Raw genomic sequence first — 19712 nt, 5'->3', positions numbered from 1 at the left:
GCTCCTTCCGGCCGGTCGGTCGCGCGCCCCGCGGGGGCGGGGCACGGTCCTGCGACGCAGAGCGTACCTCATTGTTACCTATCCTCACAATGAGCATGGTCCTGATACTCTTCGACCATGAATGCATCCGACGCCGACGGCCTGCTCGCCGAGCAGTTGCTGCGGCTGACCCGCCGCCTCCACCGCAGCCAGCAGCGGGAGTTGGCGGCCGCGGACCTCAGCATCACGCCCGCGCAGTCGCGCCTCCTGCGCACGGTCGCGCACTACGAGCGGCCGCCCCGCATGGCCGACCTCGCCGAGCGGCTGGAGGTCGTCCCCCGGGCGGTGACCAGCCTCGTCGACGGGCTGGAGGCGAGCGGCCGGGTGCGCCGCGTCCCCGACCCGGCCAACCGCCGCGTCATCCGGATCGAGCTCACCGACGAGGGGCGCGCCACGCTGAGGCTGCTGAGGAGCGCGCGCCGGGCCGCCGCGGAGGACGTCCTGGCCCCGTTGACCGCCGAGCAGCGCGAGGTGCTCGGGGGTCTGCTGTCCGCTCTGGTCGACGGAGTGCCGGAGCAGCGCCGCTGAGCCGCCGCGCGCGCCGGCGAGGGGCCGTGCGCCACGGGGAGGATCGGGCCGACCGCTGATCCCAGATCAAGAGGGCGCACCCTCCGGCCGGGGGACGGGGTGCGGCGGTCACCGGGTCGCAGGTCACCAGGTCGCGGGTCACCGGGTCGCGCCGACCGCTTTCAGGCTCCGCCGGGCCCCCGGCCCGTCCGGCCGCCGCGGCGGCCGGTGGCCCGCCGGGCGGCACACCGGCGGCGGGCGCCGAACCGGTGATCACGCCCGTGCCCCGCGCCGCCCCACAGGCAGGGGGTGAAGCGCGGGGACAGGCCCGGCACCGAAGGCCGGGACGAGGACGGGCCATCGGCCTGTTCCGTGCGCGCCCGCGGGAAAACCGATTGCCCCGGGCGGGGCCCCGGGGTCAACCTGACACGTCTTCGCGTCGCCGTCGCCGTGTTGGCCCCGGCCCCTCTCCCGCTCCGCAATCCGACCGCCGAACCGCCTGGGACGTCATGCAGCTCCGTCACCTTCCGTACAGCGACCCCGGGGAACCCGACGTCCGTTCGGGTTCCCGCTTCCTGCTCTGGCTGCTCACGCGCCGGCTCGGCGGCCAACTGGCCTCGCTCGGCTGGGGCCTCCTGATGAACCTGGGCATCGTCGGACTGCCGCTGGGCGTCGGTTTCGCCGTCCAGGCCGTCGTCGACGGCTCGGGCGGCCGGCTCGCCCTCGCCGGCGGACTGATCGCCCTGTTCGGTGGGGCCCTCACCCTCGGCGACCTGATGCTGCACCGGACGGCCGTCGCCAACTGGATCGGCGCGGCGACGCGGGTGCAGCAACTGCTCGCCCGCAAGGCCGCCGAACTCGGTTCGGCGCTCACCCGGCGGGTCGCCGCGGGCGAGGTCGTCGCCGTCTCCACCGGGGACGTGGAGAAGATCAGCTGGTTCGTGGAGGCGCTGTCCCGGTTCGCCGCCGCGGCGGCGACGCTGGTCGCCGTCTGCGTGGGCCTCGTCCTGTACGAGCCGGAGCTGGGCGTCGTCGTCGCGCTGGCCGTGCCGGTGCTGGCGCTCGCGCCGCTGCCGCTGCTGCCCCGCGCGACCCGGCGGGCGGACGAGCAGCGGGAGAGGGCCGGCCGGGCGACGGAGCTGGCCACGGACACCGTGGCGGGGCTGCGGGTGCTGCGCGGCATCGGCGGCGAGGAGCTGTTCCTCGGCCGCTACCGCGCCGTGTCGCAGGAGGTGCGGCGGGCCGCCGTCCGCAGCGCCCGCTCGTGGGCGCTGATCGCGGCCGTCCAGGTGGTGCTGCCGGGGCTGCTGCTGACCGGGGTCGTCGTGTACGGGGCGCGGCTGGCGCTGGAGGGCCGGATCGCGGTCGGCGACCTGGTCACCGTGTACGGCGCGGTACTGCTGACCCAGTACCCGCTGCGCCAGTTCGAGGAGATCGCGATGGCCTACTCGTTCTCGCGGCCCTCGGCCCGGCGCGCCGCGCGGGTGCTGGCGCTGTCCCGTACCGCGCCGGGGGCGGGCGCCGCGCGGTCCGTGCCGGAGGGCGGGGACCTGTACGACCCGGCGAGCGGGGTGCTGGCCCCGGCCGGGCGGTTCACCGCCGTCGTGTGCGGCGACCCGGACGCGGCGGGGCGGCTCGCCGAGCGGTTGGGCGGGCATCCGGCGGAGCCCGGCGGGGAGCACGTGCCGGTCCTGCTGGGCGGCGTCCCGCTGGACGGGCTGCCCCTGGAGGCGGCCCGTACGGCGGTGCTGGTCCAGGACAAGGAGCCGGTGTTGCTCTCCGGGACGCTGCGGGAGCTGCTGGACGTGCCGTCGTCCGGCGCGGTCGACGCCGGCGAGGCGCTGGAGGCGGCGCGGTGCGGGGACGTGCTGGACGCGCTGGCGCAGGCGTCGCCCGAGCCGGGCGGCGACCCCATGGACACGAGGATCACCGAGCGGGGCCGGTCCCTGTCGGGCGGCCAGCGCCAGCGGCTCGCCCTGGCCCGGTCGCTGGTGGCCGACCCGGAAGTGCTGGTCCTGGACGAGCCGACGTCGGCGGTGGACTCGCACACCGAGGCGCGGATCGCCGAGGGCGTGCGGCGGCTGCGCGAGGGGCGCACGACGGTCGTGCTGGCCTCGTCGCCGCTGCTGCTGGACCTGGCCGACCGGGTGGTGCTGGTGCACGGCGGCCGGGCGGTCGCCGCGGGCACCCACCGGGAGCTGCTGCGCGCCGAGCCGCGGTACCGGGCGGTCGTCTCCCGCGGCGCGGAACCCGCCGGGGCCGCGGACCTCCGCACCCCGGACCTCGTCGACATCGAGGAGACCGCATGATCGGCCTGGCACCGCCGCCGTACGACCCGGCGGCCCCGCAGTCCGCGACGACGCTGCCCGTGGCGGGCCCCGACACGGTCCGCGGGTACGTACGGGAGCTGCTGCGCCGGCACCGTACGGCGTTCGCGGTCCTGGTGGCCGTCAACGCCGTCGCGGTCGTCGCGTCGATGGTCGGCCCGTACCTGCTCGGGTCGCTGGTGGAGCGGATCTCGGCCGGGGCGGGCGGGATCCGCCTGGAGGGGACGCTGCTGCTGTTCGCCGCCGCGCTCGCCGCGCAGACGCTGTTCGTGTGGCTGATGCGGCTGCGCGGGGCGATGCTCGGCGAGGAGATGCTGGCCGATCTGCGCGAGGACTTCCTCGTCCGGTCGGTGCGGTTGCCGCCCGGTGTGCTGGAGCGGGCCGGGACCGGTGACCTGCTGTCCCGGATCACCACCGACGTCGACCGGCTGGCCGAGGCGATGCGGCAGGCCGTGCCGCAGTTGGCGATCGGCGTGGTCTGGGCGGCCCTGCTGCTGGGCGGGCTCGCGGTGACCGCGCCGCCCCTGGCGCTCGCGGCGCTGGTGGCGGCGCCGCTGCTGGTCGCCGGCTGCCGCTGGTACTTCCGGCGGGCGCCCGCCGCGTACCGCTCCGAGGCCGCCGGGTACGCGGCGGTGGCCGCCGCGCTGGCCGAGACGGTCGACGCGGGCCGCACGGTGGAGGCGCACCGGCTGGGGGCGCGGCGGGTCGCGCTCTCGGACCGGCGGATCGGGCAGTGGATCGGCTGGGAGCGGTACACGCTCTCCCTGCGGTCGGTGCTCTTCCCGGTGGTCAGCCTCACCCACATCACGGTTCTCGCGTCGGTGCTGCTGATCGGCGGGGTGTTCGTGCTGCGGGGCTGGCTGGACGTGGGCCAGTTGACCACGGGCGCGCTGCTCGCGCAGATGCTGGTGGACCCGGTCGGGATCATCCTGCGCTGGTACGACGAGCTGCAGGTCGCGCAGGTGTCGCTGGCCCGGCTCGTCGGCGTCCGGGAGATCGAGCCGGACGCCGGGGACGGTTCGGTGCGGCCGGACGGGCGGGACCTGCGCGCGGACGAGGTGCGCTTCGGGTACCGCGAGGGCGTCGACGTGCTGCACCGGGTGTCGCTGGAGGTGCCGCCGGGGACGCGGCTGGCGCTGGTCGGCCCGTCCGGCGCGGGCAAGTCGACGCTGGGCCGGCTGCTGGCCGGGATCTACGCGCCGGGCTCCGGCCGGGTGACGCTGGGCTCGGCGGAACTGGCGCGGATGCCGGCCGAACGGGTCCGCGAGCACGTGGCGCTGGTCAACCAGGAGCACCACGTGTTCGTCGGGACGCTGCGGGACAACCTGCTGCTGGCGCGGTCCGGCGCGGACGACGGGGAGCTGTGGGAGGCGCTGCGCGCGGTGGGCGCCGACGGCTGGGCGCGGGCGCTGGCCGACGGCCTGGACACGGAGGTCGGCTCCGGCGGCCGGGGGCTCACCCCGGCGCGGGCCCAGCAGGTGGCGCTGGCCCGGCTGGTGCTCGCGGACCCGCACACGCTCGTGCTGGACGAGGCGACGTCGCTGCTCGACCCCCGGGCGGCCCGCCGTCTGGAGCGGTCCCTGGCCCGGGTGCTGGAGGGCCGTACGGTGGTGGCGATCGCGCACCGGCTGCACACGGCGCACGACGCGGACCTGATCGCGGTGGTCGAGGACGGCCGGATCAGCGAGCTGGGCAGCCACGACGCGCTGGTCGCGGCGGACGGGGCGTACGCGGCGCTGTGGATGTCCTGGCACGGGCGACCGTGACGGCGCGCGGGGCCCGGCCGCCCGCCGGGCCCCGGCGGCAGGCGGTTCAGATCACGCCGAGCGCGGACGCGCCGCCCAGTCCGCCGAGCACCGTGAACACCGGCATCAGCACCCTGACCTCCACCCAGCTGCCCGCCTTGAAGCGCAGCGCCTTCGGCGGCCCGACCGGGTACCAGCGCTTCCGCCGGATCGGCAGGGGCCACAGGACGGGACAGCCCGACACGGTCAGCGCGTCGCCGACGTCGTGCACCAGCGCGCCGAGCACGATGGGGAGCCCCAGCCACAGGTACTCCTGGCCGGGCGCGTCGAACAGCCAGCCCGCGCCGCCGCCGGGCTGGTCCAGGATGCCGGCGAGGATCCAGGCGCCGGCCGCGCCGAGCAGCCACACCAGCACGTCGCTGGAGACCCGGGCGGCCCGCCACAGCAGGCCCTCGACGGCGAGGACGAGGTGGACGAAGAGGAGGCCGAGGACGGCCCAGCGGTCACCGGTGACGGCGAGCGCGGAGCTGCCGGCGCCGATGGCGACCGCCCAGACCGCGGTGTGGGTCAGGGTGCGGTGGCCGCCGTTCCGGCGCGGGTCGGTGCGCGTGCGGGTCGCCTTGTACACGGCGTACGACAGCTTGTCGACCACCTCGCACAGCCAGCGGGACAGCGGCCCGAAGGCGCGGGAGATCGTCGCCGACCTGTGGTCGAGGTCGGGGGCGAGCGCCGCGCCCGCGCAGATCAGCGCTCCGGCGACGAGGACCGGCCACGGCATGGGCCGGTCGGCGGCCGTGGCCGCGGCCCCCACCCCCAGCCAGGCTGCGGCCCCGGAGAGTGAGTGCGCCGGTCCCATCATGTGCGTGCCCCGCCCCGGTGTTCGTGTGGTGTAGCCGAGTTGACGGCACAGGGTACCGCTCGTGATCTTCGAGGTGGTGGCCGGTTCCCGCTTCCCGGAGGAAGCCAGGCAAGATGGAGGCGTGACCCTTATCGATCAGCTACCGCAGACCGCCGATCCCGATGCCCTCTTCGAGGCCTTCTCGACGTGGGCGGAGGGCCGGGGCATCTCGCTCTACCCGGCCCAGGAGGAGGCGCTGATCGAGGTGGTGTCCGGCGCCAACGTGATCCTCTCCACCCCCACCGGCTCCGGGAAGAGCCTGGTCGCGGCGGGCGCGCACTTCACGGCGCTCGCCCATGACCAGGTCACGTTCTACACGGCGCCGATCAAGGCGCTCGTGTCGGAGAAGTTCTTCGACCTGTGCAAGCTGTTCGGCACGGAGAACGTCGGCATGCTGACCGGCGACGCGTCCGTGAACGCCGACGCCCCGGTGATCTGCTGCACGGCCGAGGTGCTGGCGTCGATCGCGCTGCGCGACGGCAAGGACGCCGACATCGGCCAGGTCGTGATGGACGAGTTCCACTTCTACGCGGAGCCGGACCGGGGCTGGGCCTGGCAGATCCCGCTGCTGGAGCTGCCGCAGGCGCAGTTCGTCCTCATGTCGGCGACGCTCGGCGACGTGTCGATGTTCGAGAAGGACCTGACGCGCCGTACGGGTCGCCCCACGGCCGTGGTCCGCTCGGCGACGCGCCCGGTGCCGCTGTCGTACGAGTACCGGACGACGCCGATCACGGAGACGCTGACCGAGCTGCTGGAGACCAAGCAGGCGCCGGTCTACATCGTGCACTTCACGCAGGCGGCCGCCGTCGAGCGGGCGCAGTCGCTGATGAGCATCAACATGTGCACGCGCGAGGAGAAGGACCGGATCGCCGAACTGATCGGCAACTTCCGGTTCACCACCGCGTTCGGCCGGAACCTGTCGCGGTACGTCCGCCACGGCATCGGCGTGCACCACGCGGGCATGCTGCCGAAGTACCGGCGGCTGGTGGAGAAGCTCGCCCAGGCCGGCCTGCTGAAGGTGATCTGCGGTACGGACACGCTCGGTGTCGGCGTCAACGTCCCGATCCGCACGGTGCTGTTCACCGCCCTGACGAAGTACGACGGGAGCCGGGTGCGCACGCTGCGCGCCCGCGAGTTCCACCAGATCGCCGGCCGCGCCGGGCGGGCCGGGTTCGACACGGCCGGGTTCGTGGTCGCGCAGGCGCCCGAGCACGTCATCGAGAACGAGAAGGCCCTGGCGAAGGCGGGCGACGACCCGAAGAAGCGCCGCAAGGTCGTCCGCAAGAAGGCCCCCGAGGGCTTCGTCAACTGGTCGGAGAACACGTACGAGAAGCTGATCGCGTCCGAGCCGGAGCCCCTGACCTCCCGGTTCCGGGTGACGCACACGATGCTCCTGTCCGTGATCGCCCGGCCCGGCGACGCGTTCGAGGCGATGCGCCGCCTCCTGGAGGACAACCACGAGCCGCGCAGGAACCAGCTGCGCCACATCCGCCGCGCCATCGCGATCTACCGGTCGCTGCTGGACGGCGGCGTGGTCGAGCAGTTGGACCGGCCGGACGCGGAGGGCCGCACGATCCGGCTCACCGTCGACCTCCAGCAGGACTTCGCGCTGAACCAGCCGCTGTCGACGTTCGCCCTGGCCGCGTTCGAGCTGCTCGACCCGGAGTCGCCGTCGTACGCGCTCGACATGGTCTCGGTCGTCGAGTCGACGCTGGACGACCCGCGGCAGATCCTCGCCGCCCAGCAGAACAAGGCGCGCGGCGAGGCCGTCCAGGCGATGAAGGCGGACGGCGTCGAGTACGAGGAGCGGATGGAGCGGCTCCAGGAGGTGTCGTACCCGAAGCCGCTGGAGGAGCTGCTGTGGCACGCGTACAACCTGTACCGGAAGTCGCACCCGTGGGTCGGTGACCACCCGGTGTCGCCGAAGTCGGTGATCCGCGACATGTACGAGCGGGCGCTGTCCTTCACCGAGTTCACGTCGTTCTACGAGCTGGCCCGCACCGAGGGCATCGTGCTGCGGTACCTGGCGGGCGCGTACAAGGCGCTGGACCACACCATCCCGGACGACCTGAAGACCGAGGACCTGGAGGACCTGATCGCCTGGCTGGGCGAGATGGTCCGCCAGGTCGACTCCAGCCTGCTCGACGAGTGGGAGCAGCTGGCCAACCCGGAGGTGGAGACCGCCGAGGAGGCGCAGGAGAAGGCCGACCAGGTCAAGCCGGTCACGGCCAATGCCCGCGCCTTCCGGGTCCTCGTGCGCAACGCGATGTTCCGCCGGGTGGAGCTGGCCGCGCTGGACCAGGTCGAGGAGCTGGGCGAGATGGACGGGGAGTCCGGCTGGGACGCCGACGCGTGGGGCGAGGCGATGGACAAGTACTGGGACGAGTACGACGACCTGGGCACGGGCCCGGACGCGCGCGGCCCGAAGCTGCTGTCCATCGAGGAGGACCCGGAGCACGGCCTGTGGCGCGTCCGGCAGACCTTCGCCGACCCGAACGGCGACCACGACTGGGGCATCAGCGCGGAGGTCGACCTGGCCGCCTCGGACGAGGAGGGCCGCGCGGTGGTCCGGGTCACCGACGTGGGTCCGTTCTGACCCCTCCCCCGCCCCGGCCGGCCGTTTCGCGCCCCCGTTCCGACAGCCCCCCCTTTCGTGAGAGGAAGAACCGGAGATCCCATGACGACGAACCCCGCCGAAAGCCTGGTCGCCCTGCTCGACCTGGAGCAGATCGAAGTCAACATCTTCCGCGGCCGCAGCCCCGAGGAGTCGTTGCAGCGGGTCTTCGGCGGGCAGGTCGCCGGGCAGGCGCTGGTCGCCGCGGGCCGCACGACGGAGGGCGAGCGCCCGGTGCACTCCCTGCACGCGTACTTCCTGCGGCCGGGCATCCCCGGCGTGCCGATCGTGTACCAGGTGGAGCGGGTGCGGGACGGCCGGTCGTTCACCACGCGGCGGGTCACGGCGGTGCAGCGCGGCAAGACGATCTTCAACCTGACGGCGTCGTTCCACCAGCCGGAGGAGGCCGGGTTCGAGCACCAGCTCCCGCCGCGCCTGGACTTCCCGGCCCCGGAGGAGCTGCCGCCGGTCGTGGACGAGATCCGCGAGCACCTGGGGGCGCTGCCGGAGTCGCTGGAGCGGATGGCGCGGCGCCAGCCGTTCGACATCCGGTACGTGGACCGGCTGCGCTGGACGGCCGAGGAGATCCGGGACGCGGACCCGCGCAGCGCCGTGTGGATGCGCGCGGTGGGCCCGCTGGGCGACGACCCGCTGGTCCACACGTGCGCGCTGACGTACGCGTCGGACATGACACTGCTGGACGCGGTCCGCATCCCGGTCGAGCCGCTGTGGGGGCCGCGCGGGTTCGACATGGCGTCGCTGGACCACGCGATGTGGTTCCACCGGCCGTTCCGCGCGGACGAGTGGTTCCTGTACGACCAGGAGTCCCCGATCGCGACGGGCGGCCGCGGCCTGGCGCGGGGCCGGATCTACGACCGCGGGGGCCGGCTGCTCGTGTCGGTCGTCCAGGAGGGGCTGTTCCGGCGGCTGCGCTAGAAGAGGGGCTCCTGTTCCACGTCGTGGCGGCGGGGGCGGATGTCGGGCCGGTCCGGGTGCAGCTTCGCGTCGCACGCCGGGCCGAGGCCGGTGCGGCGCGAGGCGCGGCCGGTCAGCGGGCGTCCGCACAGCCGGCACCGCACGGGTGGCCGGACGGTCGACTCGGGGGCCGGTTCCTCGGGGGCGCGGTCCGGAAGTGGCTGGTCGTTCACGTGTACCTGTCTACCCTGTCGTCTGATCCGACGACGAGGAGTGGCCGATGAGCCTGTACGACATCCCGCTGCGCACCCTGTCCGGCGAGCCGCTGAGCCTGGCGGAGTACCGGGACCGGGCGGTGCTGGTGGTGAACGTGGCGTCGCGGTGCGGCCTGACGCCGCAGTACGCCGGGCTGGAGAAGCTCCAGCAGCAGTACGGCGAGCGCGGCCTGACCGTGCTGGGCGTGCCGTGCAACCAGTTCGGCGGGCAGGAGCCGGGCAGCGCGGAGGAGATCCGGACGTTCTGCTCGACGACGTACGGGGTGACGTTCCCGCTGCTGGAGAAGACGGACGTGAACGGGCCCGGCCGGCACCCGCTGTACGCGGAGCTGACGCGGGTCGCGGACGCGGACGGCGAGGCGGGCGACGTGCAGTGGAACTTCGAGAAGTTCCTGGTCGCGCCGGGGGGCGAGGTCACCCGCTTCCGGCCGCGCACGGAGCCGGACGCCCCCGAGCTGGTCGCCGCGATCGAGGCGCGGCTCCCCGCCTGACGCGGCCCGGCGCCACCGCCCGGCCCGGTTCCGCGCCACCGCCCGGCCCGGTGCTCGGGCCGGGCGTGCGCGCCCGCCCGGGCGCCGGGGCCCGGGCCGGCGGTCAGCGGTCAGCGGTCAGCGGTCAGCGGTCAGCGGATCGGGACACCCGACAGGGTGCGGGCGATGACGAGGCGCTGGATCTCGCTCGTGCCCTCGAAGATGGTGTAGATCGCGGCGTCGCGGTGCATGCGCTCGACCGGGTACTCGCGGGTGTAGCCGTTGCCGCCGAGGATCTGGACGGCCTGGGCCGTGACCTCCTTGGCGACCTCGCTGGCGTACAGCTTCGACATGGAGCCCTCCGCGGAGGTGAAGGGCTTGCCCGTCGTGGCCATCCAGGAGGCGCGCCACACGAGGAGGCGGGCCGCGTCGATCCGGGTGCGCATGTCGGCGAGTTGGAAGGCGACGCCCTGGTTGTCGATGATCGGGCGGCCGAACTGGTGGCGCGTCGTGGCGTAGTCGAGGGCGACCTCGTAGGCGGCGCGGGCCGTGCCGACGGCCATCGCGCCGACCGCCGGGCGGGACGCCTCGAAGGTGGCCATCGCCGCGTTCTTGACGCGTTCACCGCCCTTGCGGGCCTTCTCGCGCGCGCGGGCCAGGCGCTCGTCCAGCTTGTCCTTGCCGCCGAGCAGGCACGAGCCGGGGACGCGGACGCCCTCCAGGACCACCTCCGCCGTGTGGGAGGCCCGGATGCCGTGCTTCTTGAACTTCTGGCCCTGCGACAGTCCGGGGGTGCCGGGCGGGACGATGAAGGAGGCGTGGCCCTTGGAGCCGAGCTCCGGGTCGACGACGGCCACGACGACGTGGACGCCCGCGATGCCGCCGTTGGTGGCCCAGGTCTTGGTGCCGTCGAGGACCCACTCGTCCTTCGCCTCGTCGTACACCGCGCGCGTCCGCATGGCGGCGACGTCCGAGCCGGCGTCGGGCTCGGAGGAGCAGAACGCGGCGACCTTCACGTCCTCGGGGGTGCCGTACATCTGGGGGATCCAGGTGCCGATCTGCTCCTCGGTGCCGTTGGCGAGGACGCCCACCGCGGCGAGGCCGGTGCCGACGATGGACAGGGCGATGCCCGCGTCGCCCCAGAACAGCTCCTCCATCGCCACGGGGATGCCGAGGCCCGTGGGGTCGAAGAACTGCTGGGCGTAGAAGTCGAGGGAGTAGATGCCGACCTTGGCGGCCTCCTGGATGACCGGCCAGGGGGTCTCCTCGCGCTCGTCCCACTCCGCGGCGGCCGGGCGGATCACGTCCTTGGCGAATCCGTGCAGCCAGTCACGGACCTGCCTCTGGTCGTCGTTCAGCTCGAGTGTGAACTCGGCCATGGTTCCCTCCCGGCGGACATGCGCATGTTACTAACGGTAACGGAAGTCTGTTACCGGTAAGTAGCGGCTGTCAACCGGCAGCCCGCGCCGGGTCGGTGTTACGTTGCGCTGGCCTCAAGGAACATCGACGGGCGGGGAGAGACGCTATGGACACCACACACCGGACCGAGCAGCAGCGCGCAGCCGAACAGCGGCGGCGCGAACTGCTCGAGGCGGCGGACCGCGTGGTCCTGCGCGACGGGCCGCGGGCGTCCATGAACACCATCGCCGCCGAGGCCGGCATCACCAAGCCGATCCTCTACCGCCACTTCGGCGACAAGGGCGGGCTGTACCGGGCCCTCGCCAAGCGGCACACCGATGCCCTGCTCGGCGCGCTGCGCGCCGCGCTCGACGCCCCGGCCGACCGCCGGCGGCGCGTCGAGGCGACCCTCGACACGTACCTCGCCGCGATCGAGGCGCGCCCGCAGGTGTACCGGTTCCTGATGCACCCCGCCGAGGACGCCGGCCAGCAGCCGGAGCACGGGTTCGACGTGGGCCGGCACTCGGCGCCGCTGCTGCGCCGCATGGGCGAGGAGCTCGCCGAGGTCATCGCCGAGCGCGTCGACCTGGGCGAGGGCGGGGAGGCCCTGGCGCGGGTGTGGGGGCACGGCATCGTCGGCATGATGCACGCGGCGGGCGACTGGTGGCTGGGCGAACGGCCCTGCGGCCGGGCCGCGCTCGTGTCGGCGCTGGCCGACCTCCTGTGGGGCCGCCTCGCCGAGGCGGACGACCGCGCGGACGGCCCCCGGTTCTGAGCGGTACGGCCGCCCCGCACGCCGACGCCCCGTCAGCTCCGGCGCCCCCACGGGGCGCGGCGCGCCCTGCGCAGGACCCTCGCGCGGCGCCAGCCGCCCAGGCGGTCCGGGTACACCAGGCCGTCCAGGTGGTCGCACTCGTGCTGGAGGCAGCGGGCGAAGAACCCGGTGCCCTCCACCCGCACCGGCTCGCCCCGCACGTCGACGCCCTCGACCACGGCCCGGTCGTACCGTTCCGTCCCGGCTTCCAGGCCGGGCAGCGACAGGCAGCCCTCCGGGCCGCGCACGGCCACCCCGTCGGCCTCCACCAGGCGCGGGTTGACGACGTGCCCGAGGTGCCGGACGTCCTCGTCGTCCGGGCAGTCGTAGACGAAGACGCGCAGGCCCACCCCGATCTGGTTCGCCGCGAGGCCGACGCCGTTCGCCGCGTACATCGTGGCGAACATGTCCTCCACCAGGCGGGCCAGGGACGGCCCGAAGTCGGTGACGGTCTCGCAGGGGGCGTGCAGCACGGGCGAGCCGAGCAGGCTCATCGCCCGCACGGCGCCGGAACTGCCGGGGATCGGCCGGTTTCGCATGGCGTTCAGCGTACGTTCAGGCCCACGACCTGCCCTCGGGCAGGTGGCGGGGTTCGGGGCGGCGACCGGATCTCGATAGGCTGAGGCGACCCACGCTAGGAGGAACAAGGACGATGGCAGGCAACTCGGAGCCGCTGTCGCCGCGCGCCAAGCTGGCCGTGACGGCGGGCAAGGCCGCGGCGGCGGTGTCTCGCGCGGCGGGACGCGGCAGCGGATCGGTGATCGGCGGCCGGGTGGCGCTCAAGCTCGACCCCGACCTTCTGGGCCGGCTCGCGCAGCACCTGGACGTCGTCCTCGTGTCGGCGACCAACGGCAAGACCACCACGACCCGTCTCATCGCCGAGGCGCTGCGCGCCAGCGGCCCGGTCGTCTCGAACGCGCTCGGCGCGAACATGCCCGCGGGCATCACCTCCGCGCTGGCCGGCGGGACGGACTCGAAGTACGGCGTCATCGAGGTGGACGAGAAGTACCTCGCGGGCGTGGCCCGGGACACCGAACCCAAGGCGATCGCGCTGCTCAACCTCTCCCGGGACCAGTTGGACCGCGCCGCGGAGACCCGGATGCTCGCCGAGAAGTGGCGCGAGGGCCTCGCCGGCACGAAGGCCGTGGTCGTCGCCAACGCCGACGACCCGCTCGTCGTGTGGGCCGCCTCCTCCTCCCCCCACGTGGTGTGGGTGGCGGCCGGCCAGGAGTGGAAGGACGACGCCTGGTCGTGCCCGGCGTGCGGCGGCGTGATGCAGCGCCCCGGCGACGACTGGTTCTGCGGCGAGTGCGGCTTCCGCCGCCCCGCCCCCACGTGGGCGCTCAGCGGCGACCACGTCCTCGACCCGAACGGTTCCGCCTGGCCGATCCACCTCCAGTTGCCGGGCCGCGCCAACAGGGCGAACGCCGCGACCTCCGCCGCCGTCGCCGCCGTGTTCGGCGTCCCGCCGCAGGTCGCGCTGGAGCGGATGTACCAGGTGCAGGCCGTCGCGGGCCGGTACGACGTGGTCTCCTTCCTGGGCCGCGACGTGCGGCTGCTGCTGGCGAAGAACCCGGCCGGCTGGCTGGAGACGTTCTCGCTCATCGACCGGCCGCCGACGCCGGTCATCCTCTCCGTCAACGCGCGCGGCGCGGACGGCACGGACACGTCGTGGCTGTGGGACGTCGACTACCCGCGCCTGGCCGGTCATCCGATCTTCGTGATCGGCGACCGCCGGCTGGACCTCGCCGTCCGGCTGGAGGTCGCCGGCCTGGACTTCAGGGTGTGCGACACGCTCGACGAGGCCGTGCGGACGGCCCCGCCCGGACGGATCGAGCTGATCGCCAACTACACCGCGTTCCAGGACGTCCGCCGCCGCGTCGGCAACTGACCCATGAGCCCCCAAGGACGGAAGAGCATGAGCGACAGCAGTCTGCGTCTGGTGTGGGTCTACCCCGACCTGCTCAGCACCTACGGAGACCAGGGCAACGTCCTCGTCGTCGAGCGCCGCGCCCGCCAGCGCGGCCTGGACGTGCAGCGCGTGGACGTGCGCAGCGACCAGCCGATCCCGACCTCCGGTGACATCTACCTCATCGGTGGCGGCGAGGACCGGCCGCAGCGGCTGGCCGCCGAGCGGCTGCGCCGGGACGGCGGCCTGAACCGGGCCGCGGAGAACGGCGCGATCATCTTCTCGGTGTGCGCCGGCTACCAGATCCTCGGCCACGAGTTCATCAACGACCTGGGCGAGCGGGAGCCCGGCCTCGGCCTGATCGACGTGATCTCCACGCGCGGAGAGGGCGAGCGGTGCGTCGGCGACGTCCTCGCCGACATCGACCCGCGCCTCGGCCTGCCGCAGCTGACGGGCTTCGAGAACCACCAGGGCATCACGCACCTGGGCCCGACGGCCCGCCCGTTCGCCCGGACGGTCTTCGGCAAGGGCAACGGCACCGGGGACGGCACGGAGGGCGCGTACAACGACACGGTCTTCGGCACGTACATGCACGGTCCGGTCATGGCGCGCAACCCGCAGATCGCGGACCTGCTGCTGAAGCTGGCCCTCGACGTGAACGCGCTGCCGCCGACGGACGACCGGTGGTACGAGGCGCTGCGCGCCGAGCGGATCGCGGCGGCCAGCCAGCCCGCCTGAGCCCGACGCCCCGCGCGCCCCCGCCCGGCCCACGGACCGGAGCGGCCCCGGAGACACCCCCGTGGCCCACTCTCGAAGCCTGGGGGGTGCCCGACGGGAGGAGGGGCACGCCCGTGGACCCCTCATGGAGCCGAAGGGGCACACAGCTCGTGGGGCTGGAGGCCCCTGCCGACCGGGAGGGGGAGGGTGCCCCCTTGGGCCGCTCGTGGACCCGAAGGGGCGCACCACGCATGGGACCCGCAAGCCCCTGCGGGCCGGGAGGGGGAGGGCACCCCCCTGGACCGCTCGTGGAGCCGAAGGGGCGCGCGGGTGTCGAGGCGGCGATCGCGCGGAGGCGCGAAGCGCTGAGCACGTTCGCCGTCTCGACACCCGCTGAAAGCGCCCCGGAGGCGGAACGAGCCTGAAAAAGGGGAGCGCCCCGGAGGCGGAACGAGCCTGAAAAAGAGGCCCCTTCGTCTGTTCCTCCGAAGTCCGTCCAAAGGTCGGACGTCCGGTTCGGCGGTTCCCCCTTGCGCCGGTAGGGTGGCGGGTGATCCAGACCGGACGACGTGGTCCGGGAGTCGGCCCACGTTGCAAAGGTATTTCGGGCTATGCGCATTGGTGTGCTCACCTCCGGTGGCGACTGCCCCGGTCTGAACGCCGTCATCCGTTCCGTCGTGCACCGCGCCGTCGTCGACCACGAGGACGAGGTCATCGGCTTCCACGACGGGTGGAGGGGCCTGCTGGAGTGCGATTACCGCAAGCTCGACCTCGACGCGGTGAGCGGCATCCTCGCCCAGGGCGGCACGATCCTCGGCTCGTCGCGGGTCCAGCCGGCGCACCTGGTGGACGGTGTGGAGCGGGCCCGCGGGCACGTCGCGGAGCTGGGTCTCGACGCGATCATCCCGATCGGCGGCGAGGGCACGCTGAAGGCGGCGAACCTCCTGTCGGAGGCGGGCCTGCCGATAGTCGGCGTGCCCAAGACGATCGACAACGACATCGCGTCGACGGACGTGACGTTCGGCTTCGACACGGCCGTCGGGGTGGCCACGGAGGCGCTGGACCGGCTGAAGACGACCGCCGAGTCGCACCAGCGCGTCCTCATCGTGGAGGTCATGGGCCGGCACACGGGTTGGATCGCCCTGCACTCCGGCATGGCGGCCGGCGCGCACGCGATCGTGGTGCCGGAGCGGCCCTTCGACATCGACGAGCTGACGGCGCGCGTCGGTGCCCGCTTCGAGGCGGGCAAGCGGTTCGCGATCGTCGTCGCCGCCGAGGGCGCCAAGCCGCGCGCGGGTTCCATGGAGTTCGACGAGGGTGGCAAGGACGTCTACGGCCACGAGCGGTTCGCGGGCATCGCCCGGCAGTTGTCGACCGAGTTGGAGAAGCGGCTCGGCAAGGAGGCCCGCCCGGTCATCCTCGGTCACGTCCAGCGCGGCGGCACCCCGACCGCGTACGACCGCGTCCTCGCCACCCGGTTCGGCTGGCACGCGGTGGAGGCCGCCCACCGCGGCGAGTTCGGCATGTTGACCGCGCTGCGCGGTACCGAGATCGTCATGGTGCCGCTCGCCGAGGCCGTGCAGACCCTCAAGACCGTCCCCGCCGACCGGTACGCCGAGGCGGAGACCGTCCTGTAGTCCCCGGCGGCGCCGCGGCGGGCGCGCCGAAACCGCCCCCGGCCGCCGACGCGGCCGGGGGCGGTTCTACTCTGGTGCGGCAACCGGACAACCCAGCACGAATCAGGAGCCGCCGGATGGATCACAGCGGGCACGGCATGACGACGGACCTGCCGCCGTTCACGCTGGGGCGGGGGTTGGCGTACTCGCCGGACACGTTCTTCCTGGTGGGCTGTCTGCTCGGGCTGGCGCTGTACGGCTGGGGGGTCGTACGGCTGCGCCGGCGCGGTGACGCCTGGCCGGTCGGCCGCACGGTGTTCTTCACGATCGGTGTGCTGTCCGTGGCGCTGGTGATGTGCACGGGGCTGAACGACTACGGCATGGTCATGTTCAGCGTGCACATGGTGCAGCACATGGTGATCAGCATGCTGTCGCCGATCCTGCTGCTGCTGGGCGCGCCGGTGACGCTGGCGCTGCGGGCGCTGCCCGTCGCGGGCCGCGGCAGCAAGGGGCCGCGCGAGCTGCTGCTGATGTTGCTGCACAGCCGGTACGTGCGGGTGATCACGCATCCGGCGTTCACGATCCCCCTCTTCATCGCGAGCCTGTACGCGCTGTACTTCACCCCGCTCTTCGACTTCCTCATGGGGTCCACGGCGGGCCACATCGCGATGATGGTCCACTTCCTCGCGGTCGGCCTGGTCTTCTTCTGGCCGATCATGGGGGTCGATCCGGGCCCGCACCGGCCGGGCTACGTGATGCGGATGCTGGAGCTGTTCGCGGGCATGCCGTTCCACGCGTTCTTCGGGATCGCGCTGATGATGGCGTCGGAGCCGATGGTCGGGACGTACGCGAACCCGCCGGCGTCGCTCGGCGTCGACGCGCTGTCCGACCAGAACGCGGCCGGCGGCATCGCCTGGGCGTTCAGCGAGATCCCGTCCGTGGTGGTGCTGGTCGCGCTGCTGTACCAGTGGTACCGCTCCGAGCAGCGGGCGGCGAAGCGTTCGGACCGGGCCGCGGACCGGGACGGCGACAAGGAGCTGGAGGCATACAACGCGTACCTCGCCTCGCTCCAGGGCGCGGGGGGCGGCGCGCGCCGCTAGCGCCGCCCCCCGGTGGGGGGCGACCATGGCAGGGCGATGCTCGAGGCCGTGAGGAGGGCGCGATGTCCGGAGCCACGAAGACCATGGGGGCGGTCACCGTCGGTGCGCTGGTCCTGACGACGGCGTACACGGTGGCGTTGGGGAGCAGCGGCTGGCTGTGGTTCGCCTGGATCGTGCTGGGTCTGGCGACGCTGGGGCTGATGGCCGCGGGCGACGGGTGAGCCCCGGCGGGGAATCCTCCCCGGGGGGGCAACCTTTTCCGGTGGTGGCGGCGACCACCGGACGCACGTGGTTCCCCATGCAAGGACGCACATGAGTTCAGAGACACAGCCGCGGGCGCGGCACCGCCGCCGCCCCACCCGTCGCCGCGCCGTCGTGGGCGGGTTCGCCGCCCTCGGCCTCACCGGTGCCGCGCTGGTCGGCAGCGGGATGCTCGCTCCCGCCGGCGCCGCCTCCGCGTGGCCGGAGGCGAAGGGCGGCAAGCCGGTCACCAAGACCATCGAGGTGTCGGGTACGTACGACGGCAAGCTCCAGCGCTTCTACGGCAGCGGCGCCCTGGGCGACGGCGGCCAGGGCGAGGGCCAGTCGCCGATGTTCACGCTGAAGGACGGCGCGGTCCTGAAGAACGTCGTCATCGGCTCCCCGGCCGCCGACGGCGTCCACTGTCTGGGCAGTTGCACGCTGCAGAACGTCTGGTGGGAGGATGTCGGCGAGGACGCCGCCTCCTTCAAGGGCAAGTCCGCCTCGGCGGTCTACACGGTGTACGGCGGCGGCGCGCGGAAGGCGTCCGACAAGGTCTTCCAGTTCAACGGCGCGGGCAAGCTGGTGATCACCAAGTTCCAGCTGTCGGACTTCGGCAAGCTGGTGCGCAGCTGCGGCAACTGCTCCACGCAGTACAAGCGGACGATCATCGTCAACGACGTCGACGTGACCGTCCCGGGCAAGCAGTTGGTCGGCGTCAACGCCAACTACGGCGACACGGCCTCGCTGCGCAACGTCCGGATCCACGGCGACGGCAAGCGGAAGGTCCAGCCGTGCGTCCGGTACGAGGGCAACAACAAGGGCAAGGAGCCGCGCACGCTGGGCAGCGGCCCTGACGGCACCCACTGCCGCTACGCCGCGTCGGACATCACCTACCGCTGATCCGGCGCGCGGTCCGGGCCGCCCGGCGGCCCGGACCGTACGCGCAACCGCCCCGGGGCCACGGCGATCACGCCGTGGCCCCGGTCGCGTGCCGGGGCTCCGGCGCACGGGAGTGGACGTACGCACAACGCGGGTACGCCCGCGTACATCCGCCGATCGTATGACTAATTCCCTTCATGCTTTCGAATGATTGCCTCGTGGACACAACGTTGACGGACCGCTCACACCGACGGAGCCGTTCGCCGGACCGTCCCACGAGGAGGCCGCATGCTGCAGGTCGAGCGTCTGCTCGCGGACTGCCTTCGCGACGCGCGCACCGACCCACCGGACGCCCTGCCCCTGCCGCCCGACGGCGACGCCTACGCGGCGGCCCGCCGCACCTTCCTCGCCGCCGGGCTGCGTGCCCTGTGCGACGAGCGGCGGCCGGACAGCGGCTGGACGCAGGTCAACGTCGCCGTCGAGGGGCCGCACGCCTGGCCCGCCCTGTACCGGCGGCTCGCCGACACGGCCCGTGAGCTGACCGGGTCGGGGGCGGCCGACGACTTCTTCTTCCTCCACAAGCCGCCGGGGCTGCGCGTCCGCTTCCACGCGCCCGAGCCGGCCGGCGCCGCCACGCTGCGCGAGGAGCTCGTACAACTGCTCGACCGGGAGCGGGACGGCTGGCCGGCACCGGTGCCGGTCGTGTACGAGCCGGAGACGTACCTGTTCGGCGGGGCCCGGTCGATGGAGTCCGTGCACCGGCTCCACACCGCGGACACCTGGGCGTGGCTCGACCACCACACCGGAACGCGCCCGCCGGCGGACTGGCGGGTGTCGCTGATCCTGCTGCGCGCGGTCCTGGACGGGCTGGGGATCGTCGGCTGGGAACACCGCGGGGTGTGGCAGGAGGTGCGGGAGGGGACCGGCCGCCGGCTGGCGGGCGGGGTGCGCGGAGCGGACCGGGAGCGCGCCGCGGCCGGTATCCGGGCATACTGGGAGGAGTCGGACAAAGTCCGCCTGGAGGCACTGCCGACGGCGTGGCGCGAGCGGGTGACCGCGCACCGGGACGCGTTGCGCGCCACGGCCGAGCAGTGGCGGACCGACTACTTCGAGTCCGGTGAGGCCCGGATCGGGCCGCGCAGGGCCGCCGCGTTCTGGGCGGTCTTCCACTGGAACCGGGGGCGTTTCTCGGTGGCCCGGCAGGGGCTCCTCACCGAGGCGCTCGCCGACGACGGGAGGGCCTGAC

Annotated in this window: 18 protein-coding genes; 14 read left to right on the top strand and 4 right to left on the bottom strand. The window is 73.6% G+C overall.

Annotated features, from left to right (window positions below; genetic code table 11):
• Positions 1–117: 117 nt before the first annotated feature.
• The 3 genes from RND61_RS20475 to RND61_RS20465 all read left to right on the top strand — a co-directional run bounded on the left by RND61_RS20475 (position 118) and on the right by RND61_RS20465 (position 4639).
• Positions 118–567, top strand: coding sequence for a MarR family winged helix-turn-helix transcriptional regulator (locus RND61_RS20475; protein ID WP_315879464.1), 450 nt, complete (start codon positions 118–120; stop codon positions 565–567).
• Positions 568–1055: 488 nt separating this feature from the next.
• Positions 1056–2855 carry an ABC transporter ATP-binding protein gene (locus RND61_RS20470; protein ID WP_315879463.1) on the top strand — a complete coding sequence of 600 codons (1800 nt, stop codon included), beginning with the start codon at positions 1056–1058 and terminating at the stop codon, positions 2853–2855.
• Positions 2852–4639: an ABC transporter ATP-binding protein gene (locus tag RND61_RS20465; RefSeq protein WP_315879462.1), complete on the top strand. Its 1788-nt coding sequence runs from the start codon at positions 2852–2854 to the stop codon at positions 4637–4639. Before RND61_RS20470 ends, RND61_RS20465 begins: the two co-directional genes overlap by 4 nt.
• 46 nt (positions 4640–4685) lie before the next feature.
• Here the strand turns inward: RND61_RS20465 and RND61_RS20460 are convergent, their stop codons facing one another.
• On the bottom strand, positions 4686–5477 hold the full coding sequence (locus RND61_RS20460; RefSeq protein ID WP_315879461.1) for a metal-dependent hydrolase: 792 nt from the start codon (positions 5475–5477) through the stop codon (positions 4686–4688).
• Positions 5478–5598: 121 nt separating this feature from the next.
• On the opposite strand from RND61_RS20460, the gene RND61_RS20455 reads away from it, so the two are divergent.
• Both RND61_RS20455 and RND61_RS20450 read left to right on the top strand, forming a co-directional pair.
• Complete coding sequence (locus RND61_RS20455; RefSeq protein WP_315879460.1) at positions 5599–8112, top strand: DEAD/DEAH box helicase; 2514 nt, start codon at positions 5599–5601, stop codon at positions 8110–8112.
• Positions 8113–8193: 81 nt separating this feature from the next.
• Positions 8194–9066, top strand: coding sequence for an acyl-CoA thioesterase (locus RND61_RS20450; RefSeq protein WP_315879459.1), 873 nt, complete (start codon positions 8194–8196; stop codon positions 9064–9066).
• Here the strand turns inward: RND61_RS20450 and RND61_RS20445 are convergent.
• Positions 9063–9278: a DUF6011 domain-containing protein gene (locus RND61_RS20445; protein WP_315879458.1), complete on the bottom strand. Its 216-nt coding sequence runs from the start codon at positions 9276–9278 to the stop codon at positions 9063–9065. The genes RND61_RS20450 and RND61_RS20445 overlap by 4 nt on opposite strands.
• 47 nt (positions 9279–9325) lie before the next feature.
• On the opposite strand from RND61_RS20445, the gene RND61_RS20440 reads away from it, so the two are divergent.
• Positions 9326–9811 (top strand): glutathione peroxidase, encoded by a 486-nt coding sequence (locus tag RND61_RS20440; protein ID WP_315879457.1) that lies wholly within the window; start codon positions 9326–9328, stop codon positions 9809–9811.
• Between the two features lie 131 nt (positions 9812–9942).
• Here RND61_RS20440 and RND61_RS20435 read toward each other — a convergent pair whose 3' ends face one another.
• Positions 9943–11169, bottom strand: coding sequence for an acyl-CoA dehydrogenase family protein (locus tag RND61_RS20435; RefSeq protein ID WP_315879456.1), 1227 nt, complete (start codon positions 11167–11169; stop codon positions 9943–9945).
• 146 nt (positions 11170–11315) lie between these two features.
• On the opposite strand from RND61_RS20435, the gene RND61_RS20430 reads away from it, so the two are divergent.
• Positions 11316–11963: a TetR family transcriptional regulator gene (locus RND61_RS20430; RefSeq protein WP_315879455.1), complete on the top strand. Its 648-nt coding sequence runs from the start codon at positions 11316–11318 to the stop codon at positions 11961–11963.
• A gap of 32 nt (positions 11964–11995) precedes the next feature.
• On the opposite strand, the gene def is transcribed toward RND61_RS20430, so the two are convergent.
• A complete protein-coding gene (def, locus tag RND61_RS20425; protein WP_315879454.1) occupies positions 11996–12541 on the bottom strand; it encodes a peptide deformylase in 546 nt (181 codons plus the stop codon).
• A gap of 113 nt (positions 12542–12654) precedes the next feature.
• Between def and RND61_RS20420 the strand changes: the two genes are divergently transcribed.
• The 7 genes from RND61_RS20420 (at position 12655) to RND61_RS20390 (ending at position 19711) form a co-directional block, all read left to right on the top strand.
• The gene (locus RND61_RS20420; protein WP_315879453.1) at positions 12655–13893 is read left to right on the top strand and encodes a MurT ligase domain-containing protein; all 1239 of its coding nucleotides are present in this window, start codon (positions 12655–12657) and stop codon (positions 13891–13893) included.
• A 27-nt stretch (positions 13894–13920) separates the two neighbouring features.
• Positions 13921–14649: a type 1 glutamine amidotransferase gene (locus tag RND61_RS20415; RefSeq protein WP_315879452.1), complete on the top strand. Its 729-nt coding sequence runs from the start codon at positions 13921–13923 to the stop codon at positions 14647–14649.
• 590 nt (positions 14650–15239) lie between these two features.
• Positions 15240–16265, top strand: a complete 1026-nt coding sequence (locus tag RND61_RS20410; RefSeq protein WP_315879451.1) for a 6-phosphofructokinase — start codon at positions 15240–15242, stop codon at positions 16263–16265.
• A 116-nt stretch (positions 16266–16381) separates the two neighbouring features.
• Positions 16382–17344, top strand: coding sequence for a cytochrome c oxidase assembly protein (locus RND61_RS20405; RefSeq protein WP_315879450.1), 963 nt, complete (start codon positions 16382–16384; stop codon positions 17342–17344).
• Positions 17345–17406: 62 nt separating this feature from the next.
• A complete protein-coding gene (locus RND61_RS20400; protein WP_315879449.1) occupies positions 17407–17565 on the top strand; it encodes a hypothetical protein in 159 nt (52 codons plus the stop codon).
• Between the two features lie 91 nt (positions 17566–17656).
• Entirely contained in the window at positions 17657–18487 is an 831-nt protein-coding gene (locus RND61_RS20395) for a pectate lyase (RefSeq protein WP_315879448.1), read from the top strand.
• 267 nt (positions 18488–18754) lie between these two features.
• Complete coding sequence (locus RND61_RS20390) at positions 18755–19711, top strand: thiopeptide-type bacteriocin biosynthesis protein (protein WP_315879447.1); 957 nt, start codon at positions 18755–18757, stop codon at positions 19709–19711.
• Position 19712 lies beyond the last annotated feature (1 nt).

It is taken from the genome of Streptomyces tamarix (assembly GCF_032423885.1).
Classification (GTDB): domain Bacteria; phylum Actinomycetota; class Actinomycetes; order Streptomycetales; family Streptomycetaceae; genus Streptomyces; species Streptomyces tamarix.
This window is presented reverse-complemented; position numbering and strand designations above follow the sequence as displayed.

Coding starts and splice junctions, on each gene's coding strand:
- RND61_RS20440 (WP_315879457.1), top strand. CDS start 9,326: ATGAGCCTGTACGACATCCCGCTGCGCACCCTGTCCGGCGAGCCGCTG.
- RND61_RS20395 (WP_315879448.1), top strand. CDS start 17,657: ATGAGTTCAGAGACACAGCCGCGGGCGCGGCACCGCCGCCGCCCCACC.
- RND61_RS20415 (WP_315879452.1), top strand. CDS start 13,921: ATGAGCGACAGCAGTCTGCGTCTGGTGTGGGTCTACCCCGACCTGCTC.
- RND61_RS20405 (WP_315879450.1), top strand. CDS start 16,382: ATGGATCACAGCGGGCACGGCATGACGACGGACCTGCCGCCGTTCACG.
- RND61_RS20420 (WP_315879453.1), top strand. CDS start 12,655: ATGGCAGGCAACTCGGAGCCGCTGTCGCCGCGCGCCAAGCTGGCCGTG.
- RND61_RS20430 (WP_315879455.1), top strand. CDS start 11,316: ATGGACACCACACACCGGACCGAGCAGCAGCGCGCAGCCGAACAGCGG.
- RND61_RS20460 (WP_315879461.1), bottom strand. CDS start 5,477: ATGATGGGACCGGCGCACTCACTCTCCGGGGCCGCAGCCTGGCTGGGG.
- RND61_RS20410 (WP_315879451.1), top strand. CDS start 15,240: ATGCGCATTGGTGTGCTCACCTCCGGTGGCGACTGCCCCGGTCTGAAC.
- def (WP_315879454.1), bottom strand. CDS start 12,541: ATGCGAAACCGGCCGATCCCCGGCAGTTCCGGCGCCGTGCGGGCGATG.
- RND61_RS20450 (WP_315879459.1), top strand. CDS start 8,194: ATGACGACGAACCCCGCCGAAAGCCTGGTCGCCCTGCTCGACCTGGAG.
- RND61_RS20470 (WP_315879463.1), top strand. CDS start 1,056: ATGCAGCTCCGTCACCTTCCGTACAGCGACCCCGGGGAACCCGACGTC.
- RND61_RS20400 (WP_315879449.1), top strand. CDS start 17,407: ATGTCCGGAGCCACGAAGACCATGGGGGCGGTCACCGTCGGTGCGCTG.
- RND61_RS20435 (WP_315879456.1), bottom strand. CDS start 11,169: ATGGCCGAGTTCACACTCGAGCTGAACGACGACCAGAGGCAGGTCCGT.
- RND61_RS20475 (WP_315879464.1), top strand. CDS start 118: ATGAATGCATCCGACGCCGACGGCCTGCTCGCCGAGCAGTTGCTGCGG.
- RND61_RS20390 (WP_315879447.1), top strand. CDS start 18,755: ATGCTGCAGGTCGAGCGTCTGCTCGCGGACTGCCTTCGCGACGCGCGC.
- RND61_RS20465 (WP_315879462.1), top strand. CDS start 2,852: ATGATCGGCCTGGCACCGCCGCCGTACGACCCGGCGGCCCCGCAGTCC.